Source organism: Nonomuraea sp. NPDC050383, from assembly GCF_044459125.1.
Taxonomy (GTDB): domain Bacteria; phylum Actinomycetota; class Actinomycetes; order Streptosporangiales; family Streptosporangiaceae; genus Nonomuraea.
Genome location: NZ_JBITIP010000015.1, coordinates 163,296 through 181,643, shown reverse-complemented (window position 1 = coordinate 181,643; position 18,348 = coordinate 163,296). Strand labels below are relative to the sequence as shown.

Sequence of the window (18,348 nt, the reverse complement as noted above, 5' to 3'; positions counted from 1 at the left end):
CCCACCCATGAGGACCAGCGAAAAGCCCGCCGTCAACACGGCGGGGTTGTCCGGCCCGGCCTCGCGCAAGCTGCCCGTCCCTCCACGCGAGCGGAAGCCTGCGCTGGCCGCCCTCGCGGTGCTCCTGATCCTGGGCGGGGCGCTCGCGACGACGCTGCTCGTCATGCGTAGCGGCGACCGGATCTCCGCCATCCGCGTCACCCAGCAGATCGGCGCGGGCCAGCAGTTCACGGCGGAGGCGCTCGAAGAGGTGCAGATCGCCGACAGCGGCCTCGACTACGTGAGCTGGTCACAGCGGCAGCAGGTCCTCGACAGCTTCGCCGCGGTGACGATCCTGCCCGGCACGCTGCTCACCAACGGCATGGGCGTCAGGGCCAGCTCGGAGCTGGTCCCGGGCAAGGCCAAGGTGGGTCTCGCGCTCAAGTCCGGCCAGGCGCCGGCCGGGCTGCAGAAGGGCGACCGGGTGCAGGTCGTCCACGTCCCGGCCCGGACCAGCCAGACGGAGAGCCAGGTGCTCGCCGAGAAGGCGCTCGTCTTCAGCGTCGGCGCCCCCGGCAGGACCGGCGGGACCGGTTTGATCACCGTCATCGTCGACGCCACGGCCTCGCCGGAGATCCTCCGTTACGCCTCCAGCGGCGAGATCGCGGTGGCCGAGCTGCCGGGAGCGCGCTGACGTGGCGCTCATCGTGCTGGCCGCCGACAAGGGCGCGCCCGGAGTCACCACCGCCTCGACGGCCCTGGCCGCCGTCTGGCCCAGGCCCGTACTGCTGGCCGAGTGCGACCCGGCGGGCGGCGACATCGCCTACCGGCTCCCCGCGTCCGACGGCGGCGTGCTCAACCCCGGCAAGGGCCTGCTCACCCTCGCCGCCGGCGCGCGGCGCGGCCTGGAGCCCGCGCAGATCCACCAGCACACCCAGAAGATCGTCGGCGGCCTGGACGTCCTGGCCGGGCTCACCCACGGCGAGCAGGCCGCCGGCCTCACCTGGCTCTGGGGACCGCTGGGCCGGGCGCTGGCCGCCATACCCGAGGCCGACGTGATCGCCGACTGCGGCCGCCTGGGGGCCCATCCCCAGCTCGGGGACCTGCTCGCCGAGGCGGAGACCGTGCTGCTGCTCACCAGGGCCACCCTCGACCACGTCGCCCACCTGCGCGAACGCCTGACCGTCACCAAGGCCCACGGCGTGGTCGTGATCGCCGACCCGCGCAACTACCGATCCTCGATCGAGGACGTGCGCCGCATCGTCGGCCCGAGCGTGGCGTTCGTGCACGGCCTCGCCCACGACCCCAAGGGCGCCGAGCTGCTGCGCGGCCAGTGGGGCGGCCGCCTCGACCGCTCCCTGCTCATCCGTACGGCACGCGACCTCGCGGGACGGCTGGTGAGCCGGCCGTGATCGACCACACCCTCGTCAAGCGGTTCCGGCAGGACGTCGGCGACCGGCTGGCCCACCAACGCCGGCTCGACCAGGCCAACGGCCTGACCCCGATGACCGGCGAGGACGAGCGCCAGTTCGCCCGCGCACTCATCTCCCAGGTGCTGGAGGAGCACGCCCGCAGCGAGATCGGCCTCGGCCGCACCCCGCCCACCGTCGAGGAGGAGGAGGCCCTGGCGGCGGGCATCCACGCCGCGCTGTTCGGCGTCGGCCGCCTCCAGCCGCTGCTCGACGACCCCGACGTCGAGAACATCGACATCAACGGCTGCGACCGCGTCTTCGTCAGCTACGCCGACGGCCAGGAGCTCATGCAGGAGCCGGTCGCCGAGTCCGACGACGAGCTCATCGAGCTGATCCAGATCCTGGCCGCCTACTCCGGCCTGTCGAGCAGGCCGTTCGACACCGCGAACCCCCAGCTCGACCTGCGCCTGCCCGACGGCTCCCGGTTGAGCGCGGTCATGGACGTCACACTCAGGCCGGCCGTGTCGATCCGCCGCGCCCGCCTGGGCAAGGTGTTCCTCAGCGACCTGGTGGGCAACGGCACCATCAGCCCGGAGATCGGCAGGTTCCTCACGGCCGCCGTCACCGCCCGCAAGAACATCATGATCGCCGGCTCCACCAACGCCGGCAAGACGACCCTGCTGCGCGCCCTGGCCAACGAGATCCCGCCCACGGAGCGCCTCATCACCGTCGAACGCGCCCTGGAGCTCGGCCTCGACCAGTTCCCCGAGCTGCACCCCAACGTGGTGGCCTTCGAGCAGCGGCTGCCCAACTCCGAGGGCCAGGGCGAGATCACCATGGCCGAGCTCGTCCGCCGCTCTCTGCGCATGAACCCCAGCCGCGTGATCGTCGGCGAGGTCCTCGGCGACGAGATCGTCACCATGCTCAACGCGATGACCCAGGGCAACGACGGCTCCCTGTCCACCATCCACGCCAACTCCAGCATGGAGGTGTTCAACCGCATCGCCACCTACGCCCTCCAGGCCGGGGAGCGCCTGCCCATCGACGCCACCCACATGCTCATCGCCGGAGCCATCGACTTCGTGGTGTTCGTGGAGAAACGCAACGACTACCAGCGGGGCGGCACCCTGCGCCGCTACGTCTCCAGCATCCGCGAGGTCAACGGCTGCGACGGGCGCGTGCTGTCCAGCGAGGTGTTCGTGCCCGGTCCGGACGGCGCCGCCCTGCCGCACGCCCCCGTCTCCTGCCTGCAGGAGCTCATCGCCCACGGCTACACCCCGGGGGTGTGGTGATGACCGGCCTCGACCCGCTCGCCCTGCTTCCGGGCGCCGCCGCCGGCGGCGGCCTCTACCTGCTCTTCCTCTCCCTGTACGGCATGCGCCCCCGCCCGGCCCGGCCGAAGCGCGAGCTCGTCAGGATGCTGACCACCCGCACCGCGATCGCCGCCGTGGCCGCGGCCGTCGTGCTCGCGGTGACCCGCTGGCCGGTGTTCGCCGCGGGCGCGGTGCTGCTGGTGTTCTCCTGGCGCGGCCTGTCCGGCGGCGCCGCCGAGGAGCGCGCCGCGATGCATCGCCTCGAAGGGCTGGCCGCCTGGACCGAGTCGCTGCGCGACACCATCGCCGGCGCGGCCGGTCTCGAACAGGCCATCCCGGCCTCCATCAGGGCCGCGGCGCCCACGCTCAGACCGCACCTGCGTGCCCTCATCGACCGCCTGCACACCAGGATGGCCTTGCCGGAGGCGCTCGCCCTCTTCGCCGACGAGCTCGACGACCCCTCCGCCGACCTGGTCGTGGCGGCGCTCATCCTCAACTCCCGGCTGCGCGGCCCCGGCCTGCGCGACGTGCTGGGCGCCCTGGCCGTGTCGGCCCGCGAGGAGCTCGACATGCGCCGACGCGTGGAGGCCGAACGCCGATCCACCCGCCGCAGCGTGCAGATCGTGGTGATCACGGCGCTGGTGTTCGCGGGGCTGCTGGTCGTCTTCAACCCGTCGTACGTCAGCGAGTACGGCAGCCTGCTCGGCCAGGCGGTGCTGGTGGTCGTGGCCGGGCTGTTCGGCGCCGGCTTCGCCTGGATGCGGCGGCTGGCGCGTTTCGACAAACCCACGCGACTGCTCGTCGGAGGTGGCCATGGCTGACGGCCTGACCACGACGGTCCAGGCGCCCGGCGTCCGGGGAGGCGGCCGTGGTTGAGGGAGTGCTCGCGGGCGGCGTGCTCGGCCTCGGGCTGTTCCTGCTGGTACGGGCGCTGATCCCGGCCCGGCCCGGCCTGGTGGCGCGGCTGCTCGCGATCGAGGCCGTGCGGGAGGACGCGGGCGCGCCGCGCATCCAGCTCGTGACGTCCGAGGAGGAGGTCAGCGCCTTCCGGCGCGGTCTCGGCGTCCGGCTCGCACAGGTGTACGGCGCGCGCGGCTGGGAGGTCCGCTCCACCAAGGCCGACCTGGCGCTGGTGGGGCGGTCGTTCGAGGGCTACCTGGCCACCAAGGCGTTGCTCGCCGCGGCGGGGCTGCTCGCGTTTCCCGTACTGCTCGCGTGGTTGTTCCTCATGGGCTGGGGCGCGTCACTGACGATCCCGTTCTGGGCGGCTCTGGCGATGGCCGCGGTGTTCTTCTTCCTGCCCGACCTCCAGGTCAAGCGGGACGCGGCGGCCAAACGGCGCGACTTCCGGCACGTCGTGGGCGCGTTCCTCGACCTCGTCTCGATGAACCTCGCGGGCGGGCGCGGCGTGCCCGAGGCGCTCATGATGGCGGTCAGCATCAGCGGCGACCAGCCCAACTGGGCCATGTCACGCATCCGCGACGCGCTGAGCGGCGCCCGGATCGTCGGCATCACCCCGTGGCAGGCGCTCGGCCAGCTCGGCGAGGAGATCAACGTCGACGAGCTGCGTGACCTGTCCGCCGCGCTGGGACTCGTCGCCGACGACGGGGCCAAGGTACGCGCCTCGCTGACGGCCCGGGCCGCCACGCTGCGCCGCCGCGAGCTGGCCGAGATCGAGGGCCGGGCGGGCGAGCGCTCCCAGTCGATGCTCGTGGCGCAGCTCCTGCTCTGCGCCGGGTTCGTGATCTTTCTCAGTTTTCCGGCCGCTATGAAGATGTTGGGGTCCTGATGAACCATCCCTGGATCGTCTACCTGCGAGCGTACCTCGGCGTGCGCATCCACCGCGCCCGCACCGCGCCCAGCCGCGGCGCCTCGGCCGTCGAATGGGTGATCATCACCGCGATCATCGCCGGCGTCGCGCTCGGCCTGGCCACGCTCATCAAGACGCTCGTGGAGCAGAAGCAGAACGACATCCAGACCAGCTTCGGCGGCGGGGACAGCGGCAACCAATGATCGCCGCCTCCCCCCGGCTCCTTCCTCGCCCGCGTTCCCGGGAACGACCCCGGGGTGAGCGTGGCGCCACCGTGATCGAGCTGGCGCTGCTGATGCCGGTCGTGCTCGCCGTCGTCCTGCTCATCGTGCAGGTGGCGCTCTGGTTCCACGGCCGGCAGGTGGCAGAGGCGGCGGCTCGCGAGGGCGCCCGGGTGGCGCGCTCGGCGCCGTTCGACTCGGGCGGCTGGGAGACGGCGGCCACGGCGAAGGCCACGGACGTGGTGCGCGCCATCGGGCCGCGCCTGCTGGCCGGCGCCACGGCCACGACCTCCGAACGCGAACCCGACCAGCGGTGGGTCACCGTGACGGGCAGCGCCGTACAGGTCATACCGCTGCTGCCGCAGCTCACGTTCACGATCACCGCCACGTCGGGCGGTCCGGTGGAGTGCTTCCGGCCCGACAACGGGGGCGACGACTGCCAATGACCACGAACCGGGTGAGCGCGCACGGGCGCGGCAGGCGTGGGCGGGGAGAGCATGGGTCGATGGCGGTGGAGACCGTCATGCTCGCGCCGGTCTTCCTGCTTTTCCTCATGTTCCTGGCCGGGGCCGGGCGGGTGGTGGAGGCGCAGGGCGAGGTCAACGGCGCCGCCCGCGACGCGGCCCGCGCCGCCTCCGTCCAGCGCGATCTCGACGCGGCGGGACAGGCTGCCGAGCAGGCCACCACCGCCGCGCTCCAGGGCAGCTGCGGGAAGCCGTCGGTCTCTCTCGACAAGTCTGATTTCCGGGCTGGGGGACAGGCCACGGCCGAGGTCACGTGCGAGCTCGACCTCGGATTCCTCGGCTTCGGAGCGACCCACGACATGACGGGGACCGCGGTGGTCCCGCTGGAGCAGCTCAGGAGAGTGGAGTGAGCGCGCGTCACCCCGGCCGGGGGCCGCGCGTCCGCCACGGCACCGCCGCCGCGGCGCTTCGCCACGAGTGGCCGCAGGGGATGACACGGCGCCGGGAACGCGGGTCCATGTCGGTGTTCACCGTGCTGTTCTCCGTGGTGGTGTTCATGCTGGCGGGGCTGCTGGTCGACGGCGGCGCGGCCATCAACGCGCGGCTCCGGGCCGCCGACATCGCCGAGCAGGCCGCCCGCGCCGGCGCCGACAAGATCGACATCGACCATCTGCGCGAGACCGGCGAGACCAGGCTGCTCGACCAGGGTGAGGTCTGCGCCCGCGCCCAGGAGCTGATCACCGCGCAGGGGGGCGACGGGGTGGGCGCCGCCTCCTGTGAGGTGGGCGGGGACCAGACCGTGGTGACGGTCGGCGTCAACGTCGCCTGGCAGGCGTTCTTCCTCGGCGCGCTCGGGTTTCAGGGCGGCGAGATGCGAGGGGAGGCGTCGGCCGGCCCAGAGGCGAGATGAGCCAGACCGATTCCCGTCAGTCGATGGATGTGGGGGCGATGAGCACCCACGCTTGATGTGAGAAAGGAGAGGCGATGCCGACGCCAGAGCCACCGCCAAGGCGCGAGCCCTCCGGCGACCGGCCACGCCTCCCCGGCCGGCCGGTCCCCCCGGTTCCGCCTGGTTCGCCGGTTCCGCCTGCGAGTGGTCGGCCGGCGGCCGGGCCGTGGCAGGCTCCCCGGCCGTCTGTGTTCTCGGGTGACTGGCGTGCCGGGAGCCAGGGGGACGCACGATCAGGAAAGGACCGTTCCGAACAGGAGCTCTCAGGGCGTGACCGGTCCGACGCGGGCGGGCCGGGGCCTAAGGAACCGGCTGCGCGGCAGGACCGAGGGGCCGACGACGACGGGGTGCCGCGGCGGCCCGGGGCGCGGCCGGCGACCGAGGAGGAACGGCTGCCCCGGTACGGGCGCGAGCGGGGCCGCGGATCCGTGCGGGAACCGATGCGGGAGTCCGCGCAGGAGCGGGTCCGGGGGGCGTGGCAGAGTCGCGGGCGCGAACGGTCCGACGAACGCCGGGGTCGTGAATCCGGGCGCGACGGCGGTCGCGGAGGCGCGTGGGAGTCCGGGCGTGACGCTGGGCAGGGACGCGACGCTGGGCAGGGACGCGACGCTGGGCAGGGACGCGACGCTGGGCAGGGACGTGATGCTGGTCGCGCGAGTGCGTGGGACTCACAGCATGAGGCTGGACGGGGACGTGACGGCGGCCGTGGAGGTGCCTGGGATTCCCGGCGTGAAGACAGGGGTCGGGGCGATTCCTGGGATTCCGGGGCTGGACGGGAGTCCGGGGCCGGGCGGGAGGGGACGCGGGCGGCCGGTCGGCCGATCGCTCGGGAAGCCGGGCAGAGGCGTGCGGCCGGAGCAGGGCCTGGGCATGCGCGGGTCGTGGCGCGGCGGGGGCCCGGTGACGTGGTCGCCGGGCTGGGCGCGCTCGTCGTCCTGGTCGGGCTCGTCGGCGGTGTGCCGTACGCGCTGCTGAGGTTCGCCGGACCGCCCATCGCGCCCGAGCTGCTCGACCTCGACCTTCTCACCAGCAGCGTCGGGCCGTCCACGATCGTCGCCGTGCTCCTCCTGCTGGTGTGGCTCGCCTGGTTGCAGCTCGTGGCGTGCGTCATGGTGGAGGTGTACGCGGGGGTGCGCAGGGTCGGCATGCCCGCCCGCGTCCCGTTCTCCGGCGGCACCCAGGCGCTGGCCAACCGGCTCGTCTCGGCGGTGCTGCTGCTGTTCACCGCCGGGGCCGTGGCCGTGCCGATCGCGCGCCTCGGCATGACTCCGCCCGCCGCGCCGGTGGTGGCGGCCGTCGCGTTCACCGCGCCCGTCGCCGAGCAGCCGGCCGAGACGCCGCACACGGTCCAGCACCGGGCGAAGAAGGTGTACGTGGTGCAGCCGCCGCACGGCCGCCACCACGAGAGCCTGTGGGAGATCGCCGAGAAGTGCCTCGGCGACGGCCGTCGCTATCCCGAGATCTTCGAGCTGAACCAGCACAAGGAGCAGCCCGACGGCGCCCGCCTGCGCATGGCCGACCTGATCAGGCCCGGCTGGGTCCTCGACATGCCCGACGACGCCCGCCACGCCCACGTCGTCCCCGCCGAGCAGGCGCGGGCGCAGACTCTGCGCGAGCACCCCGGCCGGGCGACCGTCACGCCGGGCCGCGTCGCCGACGAGGTCCGCCAGGAGGCCAGGCACCAGAGCCCCAAGAACCACAGCCCCGAGCAGCGAGCCCCGCATCAGCAGGGCACCGAGCGGCAGGAAAAGCAGGGACAGGGGCAGGGGCAGGAGCAGGGACAGGGGCAGGGGCTGGATCTCGTCGACTACCTGGCCGGGGCCTCGCTGGCCGCCGCGGGCCTGCTGGCGCTGCTCGGCCGGCGGCGGCGCGAGCAGCTGTGGCGGCGCGCGTTCGGCCGCCGGATCGCGCGCCCGCGTGGCGACGCCGCCAGCGCCGAGGTGGCGCTGCGGATCGGCGCCGACGCCCCCGGCACGCGCCTGCTCGACATCGGCCTGCGGGTGCTGGGCGCCGAGCTCGCCGCGCAGGGCCGCACGCCGCCGACCGTGTACGCGGCGCACCTGTCCGCGCGCACCCTCGACCTGTGGATCCACCCGCCGGACGGCGACGCGCCCGCACCCTGGACCGTGCAGGACGGCGGCCAGGTGTGGCGGCTGCCGGCCCACGAGGGCCGCCTGCTGGCCGAGCGCTGGGACGCCGGTGCGGGCGGAGGCCCCGGCGGAGCGCCGTACCCGGGGCTGGTGTCGCTCGGCACCGACGCGGGCGGCCGGGTACTCGTGGACCTGGAGGCCGCCCAGGGCCTGATCAACATCCGTGGCCCGCAGACCACCGCCGCGCTCGCCGCGCTGGCCGTCGAGCTGGCCACCAACCGCTGGTCCGACCGCATGAGCATCACGCTGGTCGGGTTCGGCCAGGAGCTGACCGCCATCGCCCCCGAACGCGTGCGGGCGGTGGGCAGCCTGGCCGAGGTGCTGCCGGAGCTGGAGGCGGCCGCCGCGCCGCGCCAGGAGGTGCTGACCGGGCGGATCACGGGCCGCCCGCGCGACGCCCACTACCTGCTGTCGGCCGTCACCCCCACCCAGGAGGAGGCCCGCCGGCTGGCGCTGCTGGCCCGCAACGACACCGCCGGCTACGTGGTGACCGGCGACGTCCCGCATGCCACCTGGACCCTGGAGATCACCTCCGAGGGCAAGGCGCGGATCGCCGAGCTGGGCTTCGAGGTGACCGCCCAGCTCCTGCCGCGCCGCCACTACCAGGCGCTCGTCGAGCTGTTCCGTACGGCCGGCCGGTACGACGGCGAGCCGATCGCCGAGGCCGAGCCGCTGGAGGACCTCCGGCCCGCCGAGGTGGAGGTCAGGATGCTCGGCCCGATCGAGATCGTCGGCCTCGACCCGCTGGAGGAGGGCCGGATGGCGCTGGCCGCGGAGATGCTGGTGTACCTGGCCACGCATCCCGGCGGTGTTCACCCGGTCGTCCTCGGGGGTGTGCTGTGGCCGCGCGGGGTGCAGGGCATGGTGCGCGACGCCACGATCGCCCGGGTCGCCGGCTGGCTCGGCGAGGAGCACCTGCGGGTGGACGAGGCGGGCCGGCTGAGTCTCGGTCCGGGCGTGCGCACGGACTGGGCGCTGTTCCGGGAGCTGGTGCGCCGGTCGCACCGGGATCCGGCGGCGCGGGCCGTGCTGCTCGAACGGGCGCTGGGGCTGGTTCGCGGACCGCTGCTGAGCGGGCGGCCGTCGGGCCGGTACGCGTGGCTAGCGGCCGACGACCTGGAGTATGACGTCACGGCGGCGGTGGCGGACGCGGCCCACCGGCTGTGCGAGCTGCGACTCGCGCACGGCGAGCCGGAGTCCGCGGTGGCGGCCGTACGGGCGGCGCTGCTGCTCGCGGCCGACGACGAGGGGCTGTGGCGCGACCTGCTGCGCGCGACGCACGCGACCCGCGACTTCGTCCGGCTGCGCGCGGTGGTCGACGCGCTGACCAGGAGATCGGGGGCGCACTCCTACACGGGCGGGCTGGCGCCGGAGACCGAGGCGCTGATCGACGAGCTGCTGCCCGCCTGGCGCATCCACGTGGTGAGGGAGTCGACGGCATGAGATCAACGCGATGGGTTCGGCGGCCTGCGGGAGCCGAAGGTACGCGGGGCTCCGGAAGAGGCCGGTGGGGTGCGGGAATCGGCGGGATAGGCCGTATGAGGCGGGTCGGCCCGGTTGTGGTGCTGGTGGTGGCCGGGAGCGTGGCGGCGGCCGGGTGTGGTGGGGAGAGTGCGCGGCCGTACACGCCGGGTGGCGCCCCGGCGCCCGCCACGAGCGCGCCGCCGACCGCCGTGAGCGCGCCGCCGAGCGGGACCGCGTCCTCGGACGCCACCACGCCATCCGTCCCGGACGGGAGCACGGGGCGGCCGGCGACGGCGAAGTCGGCGATCCCCGAAGGCACCCAGACCGTGCGGATCGGTGACGCGCTGCGGGTCCGCATCGAGTGGCCGCCCGACGCCGACCCGCTGGTGCGGCTGGTCGCCGACTACTACGTGGACACCCGGCGGGCCGTGGTCACCGGCGACGACGGCTACCTCGACAACCTGGAGTACGACGCCGTGGGCGTGGCCGGCCGGTGGGTGGACGCGTTCGCCGACCGGGAGCGGAGCCTGCGTGGCGTCGCCCGCGTGTACAACCTGCGGGTCCAGTCCGTCATGGGCAAGGGCGCGCAGGTCAACGCGTGCTTCGACGAGACGGGGGTGCGGCTGGTGTCCACGCGCACCGGCAAGGCGGTCGCCGAGCAGCCCGCCTGGACGCGCGCCCCGTACGTGCAGGGCGTGGCCGCGCACCGCTACGACGACGGTACGTGGCGCATCCGGACGTTCGTCGAGGGCGAGAAAGGGTGTGACCGATGAAGCCGCTGATCCCTCTGCTGGTGGCGAGCCTGATGGTGACCGCCGCGGGCGTCCAGAACGCGGGTGTCCAGGGCAAGCCGCCGAAGGACCTGGGCGGAGTCTCCGCCGAGGCGACCCAGAACAACAACACCAGCGTCCTGACCCTCAAGGGCTCGCGCATCATCATCAGCGGCAACGGCGTCAAGGGCGGCAAGCGTGACGGCTACCGCCTGACCAGCCCCTGCTGGTACGAGCCGGGCCCCACGCCGGAGGAGATGCTGAAGCAGCAGGAGAGCTCGCCGGACCACTTCGCCCGGATCAAGGCCGACGAGGAGAGCTTCCTGCGTTTCCTTGAGCAGTTCAAGGACAAGGTCGGCAAGCCGGGCCGCTGGTGGACGCCCGCCTACAGCGAGAGCGATCCGCGGGGCATCTCGTGCTGGACCGGGCTGGAGATGTTCGTCTTCGTGCCGCCGAACACCACGCCGCCCCAGGGCATCACGATCCGCGAGCTGACCGACATCGCCCGGGCCGCGCTGACCGTGCCCGAGCCCAGGATCCGGCTGAACCCCGACGCCAAGAGCTTCGTGAACCTGCCGACCTGGGTCTGGCTGGACGACGCCGGCGAGACGAGGCGGACGGCCACGGCGACGCTGCCCGGCATCATGAGCGCGACCGTGGTGGCCACGCTGAAGAGCATCGACATCGACCCGGGCACCGGCGACGACCGGGCGAAGGTGTCGGCCGACTGCGGTCCGGCCGGCAAGCCGTACACGAAGGGCGGCACGTACACCTGCGGGGTGAGCTACCTGCGCGCGTCGATCGACCAGCCGCGCGAGGTGTACCAGCTGACGGTGACGACGGTGTGGCCGGTGGAGGTGGCCGACCCGGGGGTGCAGGTGCAGTACCAGCCCGTCCGGATGAGCGCCACCCGGGATGTGCCGGTCGGCGAGGTGCAGAGCAGCGTACGCGACGACGGCACGGAGTGAACGCCCCAGCAGGACGACGGCACGGAGTGACCGCCCCAGCAGCACGACGGCAGGGGATGAAGCCTCGGGAAAGCCCGGAGGCGGTCAGGCGATGACGGCGGCCAGGGGGGCCAGCTCCGGCACCTCGGCCGCCTCCGCCAGCACCTCCTTGAGCACGGCGTCGTGCGTGGGCTCGGCGGCGGCGAGCAGCGCGCGGCCCTCGGGCGTCACCTCGGAGTAGATGCCGCGCCGGTCGTCCTCGCACAGGTAGCGGTGGAGCAGGCCGCGGTTCTCCAAGCGGGTGACGAGCCTGGTCGTGGCGCTCTGGCTGAGCACGACCGCGCGGGCGAGCTGCTGCATGCGCATGTGCCAGCCGTCCTGCCTGCCGAGCGCGTCGAGCACGGTGTACTCGCTCACGCTCAGCTCGTGCTCCTTCTGCAGGGCTCTCTCCAGCCTGTCCTCGATCCGCGCGTGCAGCGCGGCGAGCCGGCGCCAGCCCTGGGCGCGGGCCTCCGCGGCGTCGTCGGGCAGCGGCATGTGACACCCCTCCAGACATCGTTGTATGGTGAGTTAGTCGGCGTGTGCAAATAATGTCTACGCTTACTAACGTCGTCTGAGGAGTATTCTATGCCTCTCGCCCTGTTCGCCCTCGCGATCAGCGCCTTCGGCATCGGCACCACGGAGTTCATCATCAACGGGCTGCTGCCCGACCTGGCGACGGACTTCGGTGTCACGATCCCCACCGCCGGGCTGCTCGTCTCGGGGTACGCCCTGGGCGTGGCGGTCGGCGGGCCGCCTCTGACCATGCTCGGCGGGCGGCTGCCGCGCAAGACCATGCTGCTGGCACTGATGGTGCTGTTCATCGCCGGGAACCTGCTCTCGGCGCTCGCGCCCTCGTACGGCGTGCTCATGATCGGCCGTGTGCTGGCCGCCTTCGCGCACGGCGCCTACTTCGGCGTCGGCTCCGTGGTGGCCGCGGAGCTCGTCGCGCCGCAGAAGCGGGCCAGCGCCATCGCGCTCATGTTCACCGGCCTGACCCTGGCCAACGTGGCCGGCGTGCCGCTCGGCACCTGGATCGGCCAGGGGTTCGGCTGGCGCGCCACGTTCTGGCTGGTGGTCGCGATCGGCGTGGCCGGGCTCGCCGGCGTGCTGGCCCTGGTGCCGCGCCGGCCGCGCCCGGAGGGCGGCGTGCTGCGGGAGCTGGCCACGTTCCGCTCGGGCGGTGTGTGGCTGGCGCTGGCGATGACCGTGTTCGGGTTCGCGCCGGTGTTCGCCGTCATCACCTTCGTGGCGCCCATGATGACCGGTGTGGGCGGGTTCTCCGCCGGGGCCGTGCCCGTGGTGATGGCGCTGTTCGGCGTGGGGCTCGTCGTGGGCAACCTCGTCGGCGGCCGGCTCGCCGACCGGGCGGTGATGCCGGCCATCTACGGCTCGGTCGCGCTGCTCACGGTGCTGGCCGTGGCGCTCGCGCTGGTCGCGCGGAACCAGATCGCCTTCATGGTGGTGATCACGCTGTTCGGCCTGGCGGGGTTCGCCACGGTGCCGCCGCTGCAGACCCGCGTGCTGGACGCCGCGGCGGGCGCGCCCACGCTGGCTTCGGCCGCCAACATCGGCGCCTTCAACGTGGGCAACGCCATCGGCTCGTTCGCGGCCGGCCTCACGATCGAGGCCGGACTCGGGTACGTGGCTCCCGCCTGGACCGCCGCGCTGCTCGGGGTCGCCGGGCTGGCGGTGGCGGGCCTGGCGGGATTCCACGCCCTGCGCACCCGCGATCAGGCGGGGCGGCCGGTGGACTCGTGCGTCAGCAGCCACTCCTTGACGGGCACGCCGTAGAGGTAGCCGCCGTAGCCGCCGGTGCTGGGCAGCACCCGGTGGCACGGCACGAACGGCGCGATGAGGTTCTGCGAGCAGGCCGAGCCCGCCGCGCGCGCCGCCGTCCTCGGCAGCCCCGCCCGCTCGGCCAGCTCCGCGTACGACACCGTGGTGCCGGCCCGGACCTCCCGAAGCGCCTGGTGGAGGCGTCTGCGGGTCTCGCTGCCCGGCTGCTGGACCGGGATCGCGTCGAGCGCGTCGAGGTCGCCGTCGAAGTAGTCGCGGACCGCCTGGGTCACCGGGCCCAGGTCGGCGGCGACGGACATGCCCTCGGCCCGCAGCTCCGGCGACAGCCGGGCGAACAGCTCGCCGGGCTCGCCGGTGAACCCGCCCGCGATCAGCACGCCCTGCCGTACGAGCAGGGAGAGAGGGGCGATCGGGGTGGGCAGGACCATAGTGTCGATCATGATGAGCTCCAGAGATGCAGGGCGGCGTAGGCCCGCCAGGGCCGCCACCGCTCGATGTGGTCGTCGGTGATGCCCAGGGCGGCCATGCGCTTGGTCAGCACCAGGTCGCCGGTGGGCCACGCGTCGGGGTCGCGGAGCGCCCGCAGCGCGATGTAGCTGGCGGTCCACGGGCCGATGCCGGGCACGTCGAGCAGCGCCTCGACGGCCTCGGCGGGCTCCTGGCCGCCGTCGAGGTCGAGCCGGCCGTCCGCCACCCGCGCGGCCAGCTCCTTGAGGGTGAGGACGCGGCGTCCGGTCAGCCCGAGGTGCTGGAGGTCGGCCTCCAGCACCTGCTCGGGCGAGGGGAACAGCAGCGCCGGCGTCGTGGCGTCCGCGCCCGCGGCCGGGCGGCCCGCACGGGCGACGATCCGGCCCAGCAGGGTGCGGGCGCCGGCGACGGAGATCTGCTGCCCCACCACGGCCCGCACCGCCAGCTCGAACCCGTCGAACGTCCCCGGCACCCGCAGCCCCGGCCGCGCCTCCACCAGGGGACGCAGCGAGGTCTGCCCGAGCGCCTCGGCGATCGCGCCGGGGTCCGCGTCGAGGTCAAGCAGGCGTCGGCAGCGGGCCACGAGCCGGGCGAGCTGCCGTGTGTCGTCCACCGCCACGTCCAGGGCGATGTGCCCCGGCAGCGGCGTGAGCGTGATGACGCCCCCGGGCACGGCCCGGCTGTAGGAGGCGGTGGTCGCCACCTCCAGCCCCGGGATCGCGCGGGCGGCGAGAAAGGCGAAGACGCCCTCCACGTCGTACGGCTCGCGCCGGTGCAGCCGCAGCCGCAGCGGCGTCCCCACGCGGGGCGCCTGTGCCCCGGCGGCCCGCGCCGGACCACCGGCCGTGGCGCGCAGCTCGCTCGGCGTGAAGCCGTACGTCTCCCGCATGGCGGCGTTGAACTGCCGCACGCTGCCGAACCCGGCGGCGAACCCCACGTCCGTGACCGGCAGGGCCGTCTCCGTGAGGAGCTGCTTGGCCAGCAGCAGCCGCTTGGTCCTGGCCACGGCCAGCGGCCCCACGCCCAGCTCGGCGACGAACAGCCGGTGCAGATGGCGCTCGGTGATGTGCAGCCGTCCCGCCAGCCCGGCGATGCCGCGCTCGTCGGCCGCCCCGTCGTCGATCAGGCGCAGCGCCCGCCCGACGAGGTCGCCGCGCACGTCCCAGCCGGGGTCGCCGGGCGACAGCTCGGGCCGGCACCTCTTGCACGGCCGGAAGCCGGCGGCCTCGGCGGAGGCGGCGTGCCGGTAGAAGCGCACGTTCCTGGAAGAGGGGGTGCGTGCCGGGCAGATCGGGCGGCAGTAGATGCGCGTGGTCGTCACCGCCGTGTAGAAACGCCCGTCGAACCGGGCGTCCCTGGAGGAGACCGCCCGGTAGCAGGACTCGAAGTCGAGCTCCAGTGGTGACATGCCTCCGACGTTATGCGCTGTCGGGGCGGTGGGACCGGCGGAAATCGGACCTCAACGTGAAACCGCAGGTCAGCAGGTCGTACGGGGTGAGTGGCGGAAATCGGACCCTGTCGCAGGGCGAGATCAACGCTGACGGCGCAGTGGCGAGAGCACGACCGGCAGCCAGCTCAACGCCATGATCACCGCACCCGCCCAGAGCGACGCCCGCGCGCCCCACACCTCGCCCAGAACGCCCGCGAGCAGCCCGCCGAGGCCGACGGCACCGATGAGGACGAGGCGGATCGTGGCGTTCGCCCGGCCCAGCATGCCGTCCGGGATGATCCGCTGCCGCACGCTGACCAGCAGCACGTTGTTCACCCCCGTGCGGAACGTCAGCACGAACCACGCCCCGGCCGCGGCCCACAGCCACGGGCCGCGGTCCAGGAACGGGATCACGAACGCCGGGGGCGCCGTGGCGAGGCTGAGCAGCAGGGTCGTCCGCCCGGCGCCGAGCCGGCGGCCGAACAGGTGCGCGGTGGCCGACCCGGCGAGCGTGCCCAGCCCGCCCGCCGCGAGGTACGCCCCGAGCACCCACTCCGGATAGCCGAGCTGCCGGACCAGGAGCACGGGCAGCAGCACCGAGAGCAGGGGGAAGGCCAGGTTCGCCATGGCCCCCATCACGCACAGCGCGACGAGGACGGTGTTGCCGAGCAGGAAGCCCACCCCCTCGGCGATCTGCCGTCCCACCCCCTCGGCCGTCGCCGGGCGGTCCGGGGGAGCCGGCTCGGGGACGTGGCGCAGCCAGGCGGCCGACCACAGGTGGCTGAGCGCGTCGAGCAGCAGCGCCACCGGCGCCCCCACGGCCTGCACCAGCACGCCGCCCAGGCTCTTGCCGGTGACGTCCATCCCGGCCTGGGTGCCCACGAGCAGCGAGTTGGCCGCCATCAGCCGATCCCGTCCGACGAGCCCCGGCAGCACGCTCACGGCCGCCAGGTCGAACACCATCGTCCCGGCCCCCATCAGCACCGCCACGGCGTAGAGCTGGCCCATGCCGAGCCCTCCCATCCACCACGCGACCGGCACGGACAGCAGCACGGCCGCCCGCGCGACATCGGCGAGGATCATCAGGCTGCGCCGCCGTGAGCGGTCGACCCAGACGCCCGCCGGCAGCCCGAGCAGCAGCACCGTGAGCGTGCCCAGCGCGCTGAGCAGCCCGACCTCCCCGGGACCCGCGCCGAGCGCGGTGACCGCGAGCAGGGGGAGGGCGACCTGGCTGACCTGGCTGCCGAGCCCGCTGACCGCTCCGGCGACGTACAGGCTGCGGAAGCCGCGGTGCCGCAGCAGCGGGGTCGCGGCGGCGGCCGGAACAGGGGTGGCGGGGGAGGAGGTGGAAGTCATGCCACCGACGATGCTGAAATATCGGCCTATAGGGCTATTGATGAAGCGAGGCGTTAATCCACATGCCCCTCACCCTGGCGTTCACGGCCCAGGACATGGCCAACATCCGCTTCGCCGTCTCACCCCTGGGCGAGGTCGTGGCCAGCGTCCGCGTGGTCAAGGACCCCGCCGCCCATTCCGCCCTGCGCCCCTGGGCCGAGCAGGTACGGCGCCGCCTGGCGGACGTCGACTTCCGCCTGCTGTCCGACCTCGTGCCCGTCCCCACGGTCTCGATCGCCGGCTTCACCTGCACTCCGCCGTCCACCTCGACGCCCGACCTGGAGGTGGAGCTCGCCACGATGCGCGCCGCCGCCGGCCGCGTCCGCGCCGACCTCGACAACGTGGGCGGCCCCCGCACCGAACGCGTCCAGGCCCTGTACGACGACCCGGACAAGGGGCTGGAACGCCTGGCGGAAGAGGTCGGCGGGTACTGGGAGGCGGCCATCGCCCCGTACTGGCCGAGGATCAGGTCGCTGCTCGACGGCGAGATCCTGCGCCGCGCCAGGGTGCTCGCCGAGGGCGGCGCGGACCGCATGCTGGCCGACCTCGACGACGGCGTCACCTGGGAGGACGGCAGGCTGCACGTGCGGAACCGCTACGTGTCGGGCGTCCGCTCACTGCGCGGGCTGGGGCTGCTGCTGGTGCCGTGCGTGTTCGCCTGGCCGAGGGTCTTCTCCGTCACGACGCCGCCGTACCAACCGACGGTCCGCTACCCGCCGCGCGGCGTGGCCACGCTGTGGGAGAGCCGCGCGGCGGACATGCCCTCCGCGCTGGCCACGGTGCTCGGCCGCACCCGCGCCCGGCTGCTGGCCGAGCTGGACCAGCCCGCCTCCACGCAGGACCTGGCCCGGCGCCTGGAGCTGGCCGAGCCGGGCGTGAGCCGGCACCTCACGGCGCTGCGCGACGCCGGCCTGTGCACGTCGCACCGCACCGGGAGGTACGTCCTGTACGCGCGCACCGCGGTGGCCGAGGCGCTCCTCGGGCACCGCACCTGAAGAAGACCTGCTAACTTTTCTTGGCATGTGCCGTTGGACGTTTGCATGAGTGATCCCGCGCCGACGGGAGACGACCTGGTACGGGTGCTGGCCACCCTGTCCAACCCGCACCGGTTGCGGGTCGTCGCGGCCCTCATGCGCGGACGCAACTACGTGAGCCGGCTGGCGCGCGAGCTGGGCATCAGCAGGGCACTCCTCCAGGTCCACCTGAAGAAGCTGGAGGCGGCCGGCCTGGTCAGCTCCCAGCTCGAACTGTCGGAAGACGGAAAAGCGATGAAGTTCTACGAGACGAGACCCTTCTCGATCCACCTGACGCCGGAGTCCATCGCGGACGCGGTGGAGATGCTGACCGACGAGAAGGGATCGCCGCAGTGAACGAGCACGAGTGGCAGGAGGTCATCGGCACCATCGGCGTCTTCGTCCTTCTCACCGCCGTGATCATCACGGTCGTCTGCCAGGTGGCCGTCACCTGGCGGGCCAAGGCGCGGCTCGCGCGCGAGAGCGAGTACAGGAAGCTGGCCGAGGCCGCGGTCTCGGGACAGCAGGCCGTCGAGCAGCGGCTGGCCGAGATCGGCCGGCAGGTCTCGGAGCTGAGCGGCCGTACCGACTCGATCGAACGGATCCTCAAGGACGTCGAGTGACCCCGTGACCAACCCTGGGCCGCCGAGCTGCAACTCGGCGGCCCAGGCACGGGGAGACGAACCACCTCGCCCAGGGCGAGTTTCCACAGGCACGTTCCACCA

The 18,348-nt window shown here is 73.5% G+C and carries 20 protein-coding genes; 16 read left to right on the top strand and 4 right to left on the bottom strand.

Annotation, left to right across the window (positions count from 1 at the left end):
* Nucleotides 1-7: 7 nt before the first annotated feature.
* The 12 genes from ACIBG4_RS31790 to ACIBG4_RS31735 all read left to right on the top strand — a co-directional run bounded on the left by ACIBG4_RS31790 (nucleotide 8) and on the right by ACIBG4_RS31735 (nucleotide 11,500).
* Nucleotides 8-673 carry a hypothetical protein gene (locus ACIBG4_RS31790; protein ID WP_397204923.1) on the top strand — a complete coding sequence of 222 codons (666 nt, stop codon included), beginning with the start codon at nucleotides 8-10 and terminating at the stop codon, nucleotides 671-673.
* Between the two features lies 1 nt (nucleotide 674).
* Nucleotides 675-1,391 carry a hypothetical protein gene (locus tag ACIBG4_RS31785; RefSeq protein WP_355440353.1) on the top strand — a complete coding sequence of 239 codons (717 nt, stop codon included), beginning with the start codon at nucleotides 675-677 and terminating at the stop codon, nucleotides 1,389-1,391.
* A complete protein-coding gene (locus ACIBG4_RS31780) occupies nucleotides 1,388-2,683 on the top strand; it encodes an ATPase, T2SS/T4P/T4SS family (protein ID WP_310708264.1) in 1,296 nt (431 codons plus the stop codon). Before ACIBG4_RS31785 ends, ACIBG4_RS31780 begins: the two co-directional genes overlap by 4 nt.
* Nucleotides 2,683-3,525 (top strand): type II secretion system F family protein, encoded by an 843-nt coding sequence (locus ACIBG4_RS31775; protein WP_310708263.1) that lies wholly within the window; start codon nucleotides 2,683-2,685, stop codon nucleotides 3,523-3,525. The genes ACIBG4_RS31780 and ACIBG4_RS31775 overlap by 1 nt, the downstream gene beginning before the upstream one ends.
* Before the next feature lie 47 nt (nucleotides 3,526-3,572).
* Entirely contained in the window at nucleotides 3,573-4,493 is a 921-nt protein-coding gene (locus ACIBG4_RS31770; protein ID WP_397204922.1) for a type II secretion system F family protein, read from the top strand.
* On the top strand, nucleotides 4,493-4,717 hold the full coding sequence (locus ACIBG4_RS31765; RefSeq protein WP_310708261.1) for a hypothetical protein: 225 nt from the start codon (nucleotides 4,493-4,495) through the stop codon (nucleotides 4,715-4,717). The genes ACIBG4_RS31770 and ACIBG4_RS31765 overlap by 1 nt, the downstream gene beginning before the upstream one ends.
* A gap of 71 nt (nucleotides 4,718-4,788) precedes the next feature.
* A complete protein-coding gene (locus ACIBG4_RS31760; protein WP_397204921.1) occupies nucleotides 4,789-5,181 on the top strand; it encodes a TadE/TadG family type IV pilus assembly protein in 393 nt (130 codons plus the stop codon).
* Between the two features lie 59 nt (nucleotides 5,182-5,240).
* The gene (locus tag ACIBG4_RS31755; protein WP_310708259.1) at nucleotides 5,241-5,609 is read left to right on the top strand and encodes a TadE/TadG family type IV pilus assembly protein; all 369 of its coding nucleotides are present in this window, start codon (nucleotides 5,241-5,243) and stop codon (nucleotides 5,607-5,609) included.
* A complete protein-coding gene (locus ACIBG4_RS31750; protein ID WP_397204920.1) occupies nucleotides 5,606-6,109 on the top strand; it encodes a flp pilus-assembly TadE/G-like family protein in 504 nt (167 codons plus the stop codon). The genes ACIBG4_RS31755 and ACIBG4_RS31750 overlap by 4 nt, the downstream gene beginning before the upstream one ends.
* Nucleotides 6,110-7,029: 920 nt before the next feature.
* Nucleotides 7,030-9,741, top strand: coding sequence for a BTAD domain-containing putative transcriptional regulator (locus tag ACIBG4_RS31745; protein ID WP_397204919.1), 2,712 nt, complete (start codon nucleotides 7,030-7,032; stop codon nucleotides 9,739-9,741).
* A 95-nt stretch (nucleotides 9,742-9,836) separates the two neighbouring features.
* Entirely contained in the window at nucleotides 9,837-10,535 is a 699-nt protein-coding gene (locus ACIBG4_RS31740; RefSeq protein WP_397204918.1) for a hypothetical protein, read from the top strand.
* On the top strand, nucleotides 10,532-11,500 hold the full coding sequence (locus ACIBG4_RS31735; protein WP_397204917.1) for a hypothetical protein: 969 nt from the start codon (nucleotides 10,532-10,534) through the stop codon (nucleotides 11,498-11,500). The genes ACIBG4_RS31740 and ACIBG4_RS31735 overlap by 4 nt, the downstream gene beginning before the upstream one ends.
* Before the next feature lie 84 nt (nucleotides 11,501-11,584).
* Here ACIBG4_RS31735 and ACIBG4_RS31730 read toward each other — a convergent pair whose 3' ends face one another.
* The gene (locus ACIBG4_RS31730) at nucleotides 11,585-12,016 is read right to left on the bottom strand and encodes a MarR family transcriptional regulator (RefSeq protein WP_310708253.1); all 432 of its coding nucleotides are present in this window, start codon (nucleotides 12,014-12,016) and stop codon (nucleotides 11,585-11,587) included.
* 90 nt (nucleotides 12,017-12,106) lie between these two features.
* On the opposite strand from ACIBG4_RS31730, the gene ACIBG4_RS31725 reads away from it, so the two are divergent.
* On the top strand, nucleotides 12,107-13,312 hold the full coding sequence (locus ACIBG4_RS31725) for an MFS transporter (RefSeq protein WP_397204916.1): 1,206 nt from the start codon (nucleotides 12,107-12,109) through the stop codon (nucleotides 13,310-13,312).
* Here ACIBG4_RS31725 and ACIBG4_RS31720 read toward each other — a convergent pair.
* The 3 genes from ACIBG4_RS31720 to ACIBG4_RS31710 all read right to left on the bottom strand — a co-directional run bounded on the left by ACIBG4_RS31720 (nucleotide 13,252) and on the right by ACIBG4_RS31710 (nucleotide 16,571).
* Complete coding sequence (locus tag ACIBG4_RS31720; protein WP_397204915.1) at nucleotides 13,252-13,758, bottom strand: methylated-DNA--[protein]-cysteine S-methyltransferase; 507 nt, start codon at nucleotides 13,756-13,758, stop codon at nucleotides 13,252-13,254. The two genes, ACIBG4_RS31725 and ACIBG4_RS31720, sit on opposite strands and share 61 nt — an antisense overlap.
* Nucleotides 13,755-15,194, bottom strand: coding sequence for an AlkA N-terminal domain-containing protein (locus ACIBG4_RS31715; protein ID WP_397204914.1), 1,440 nt, complete (start codon nucleotides 15,192-15,194; stop codon nucleotides 13,755-13,757). The genes ACIBG4_RS31720 and ACIBG4_RS31715 overlap by 4 nt, the downstream gene beginning before the upstream one ends.
* A 123-nt stretch (nucleotides 15,195-15,317) precedes the next feature.
* Nucleotides 15,318-16,571 (bottom strand): MFS transporter, encoded by a 1,254-nt coding sequence (locus tag ACIBG4_RS31710; protein ID WP_397204913.1) that lies wholly within the window; start codon nucleotides 16,569-16,571, stop codon nucleotides 15,318-15,320.
* A 62-nt stretch (nucleotides 16,572-16,633) separates the two neighbouring features.
* Between ACIBG4_RS31710 and ACIBG4_RS31705 the strand changes: the two genes are divergently transcribed.
* Genes ACIBG4_RS31705 through ACIBG4_RS31695 form a run of 3 tightly spaced genes read left to right on the top strand, consistent with a single transcriptional unit; the run spans nucleotide 16,634 to nucleotide 18,246 of the window.
* Entirely contained in the window at nucleotides 16,634-17,605 is a 972-nt protein-coding gene (locus ACIBG4_RS31705; RefSeq protein WP_397204912.1) for a DUF5937 family protein, read from the top strand.
* Nucleotides 17,606-17,650: 45 nt separating this feature from the next.
* Entirely contained in the window at nucleotides 17,651-17,980 is a 330-nt protein-coding gene (locus ACIBG4_RS31700; protein ID WP_397204911.1) for an ArsR/SmtB family transcription factor, read from the top strand.
* Nucleotides 17,977-18,246, top strand: a complete 270-nt coding sequence (locus tag ACIBG4_RS31695) for a hypothetical protein (protein ID WP_355440078.1) — start codon at nucleotides 17,977-17,979, stop codon at nucleotides 18,244-18,246. The genes ACIBG4_RS31700 and ACIBG4_RS31695 overlap by 4 nt, the downstream gene beginning before the upstream one ends.
* Nucleotides 18,247-18,348: the final 102 nt, after the last annotated feature.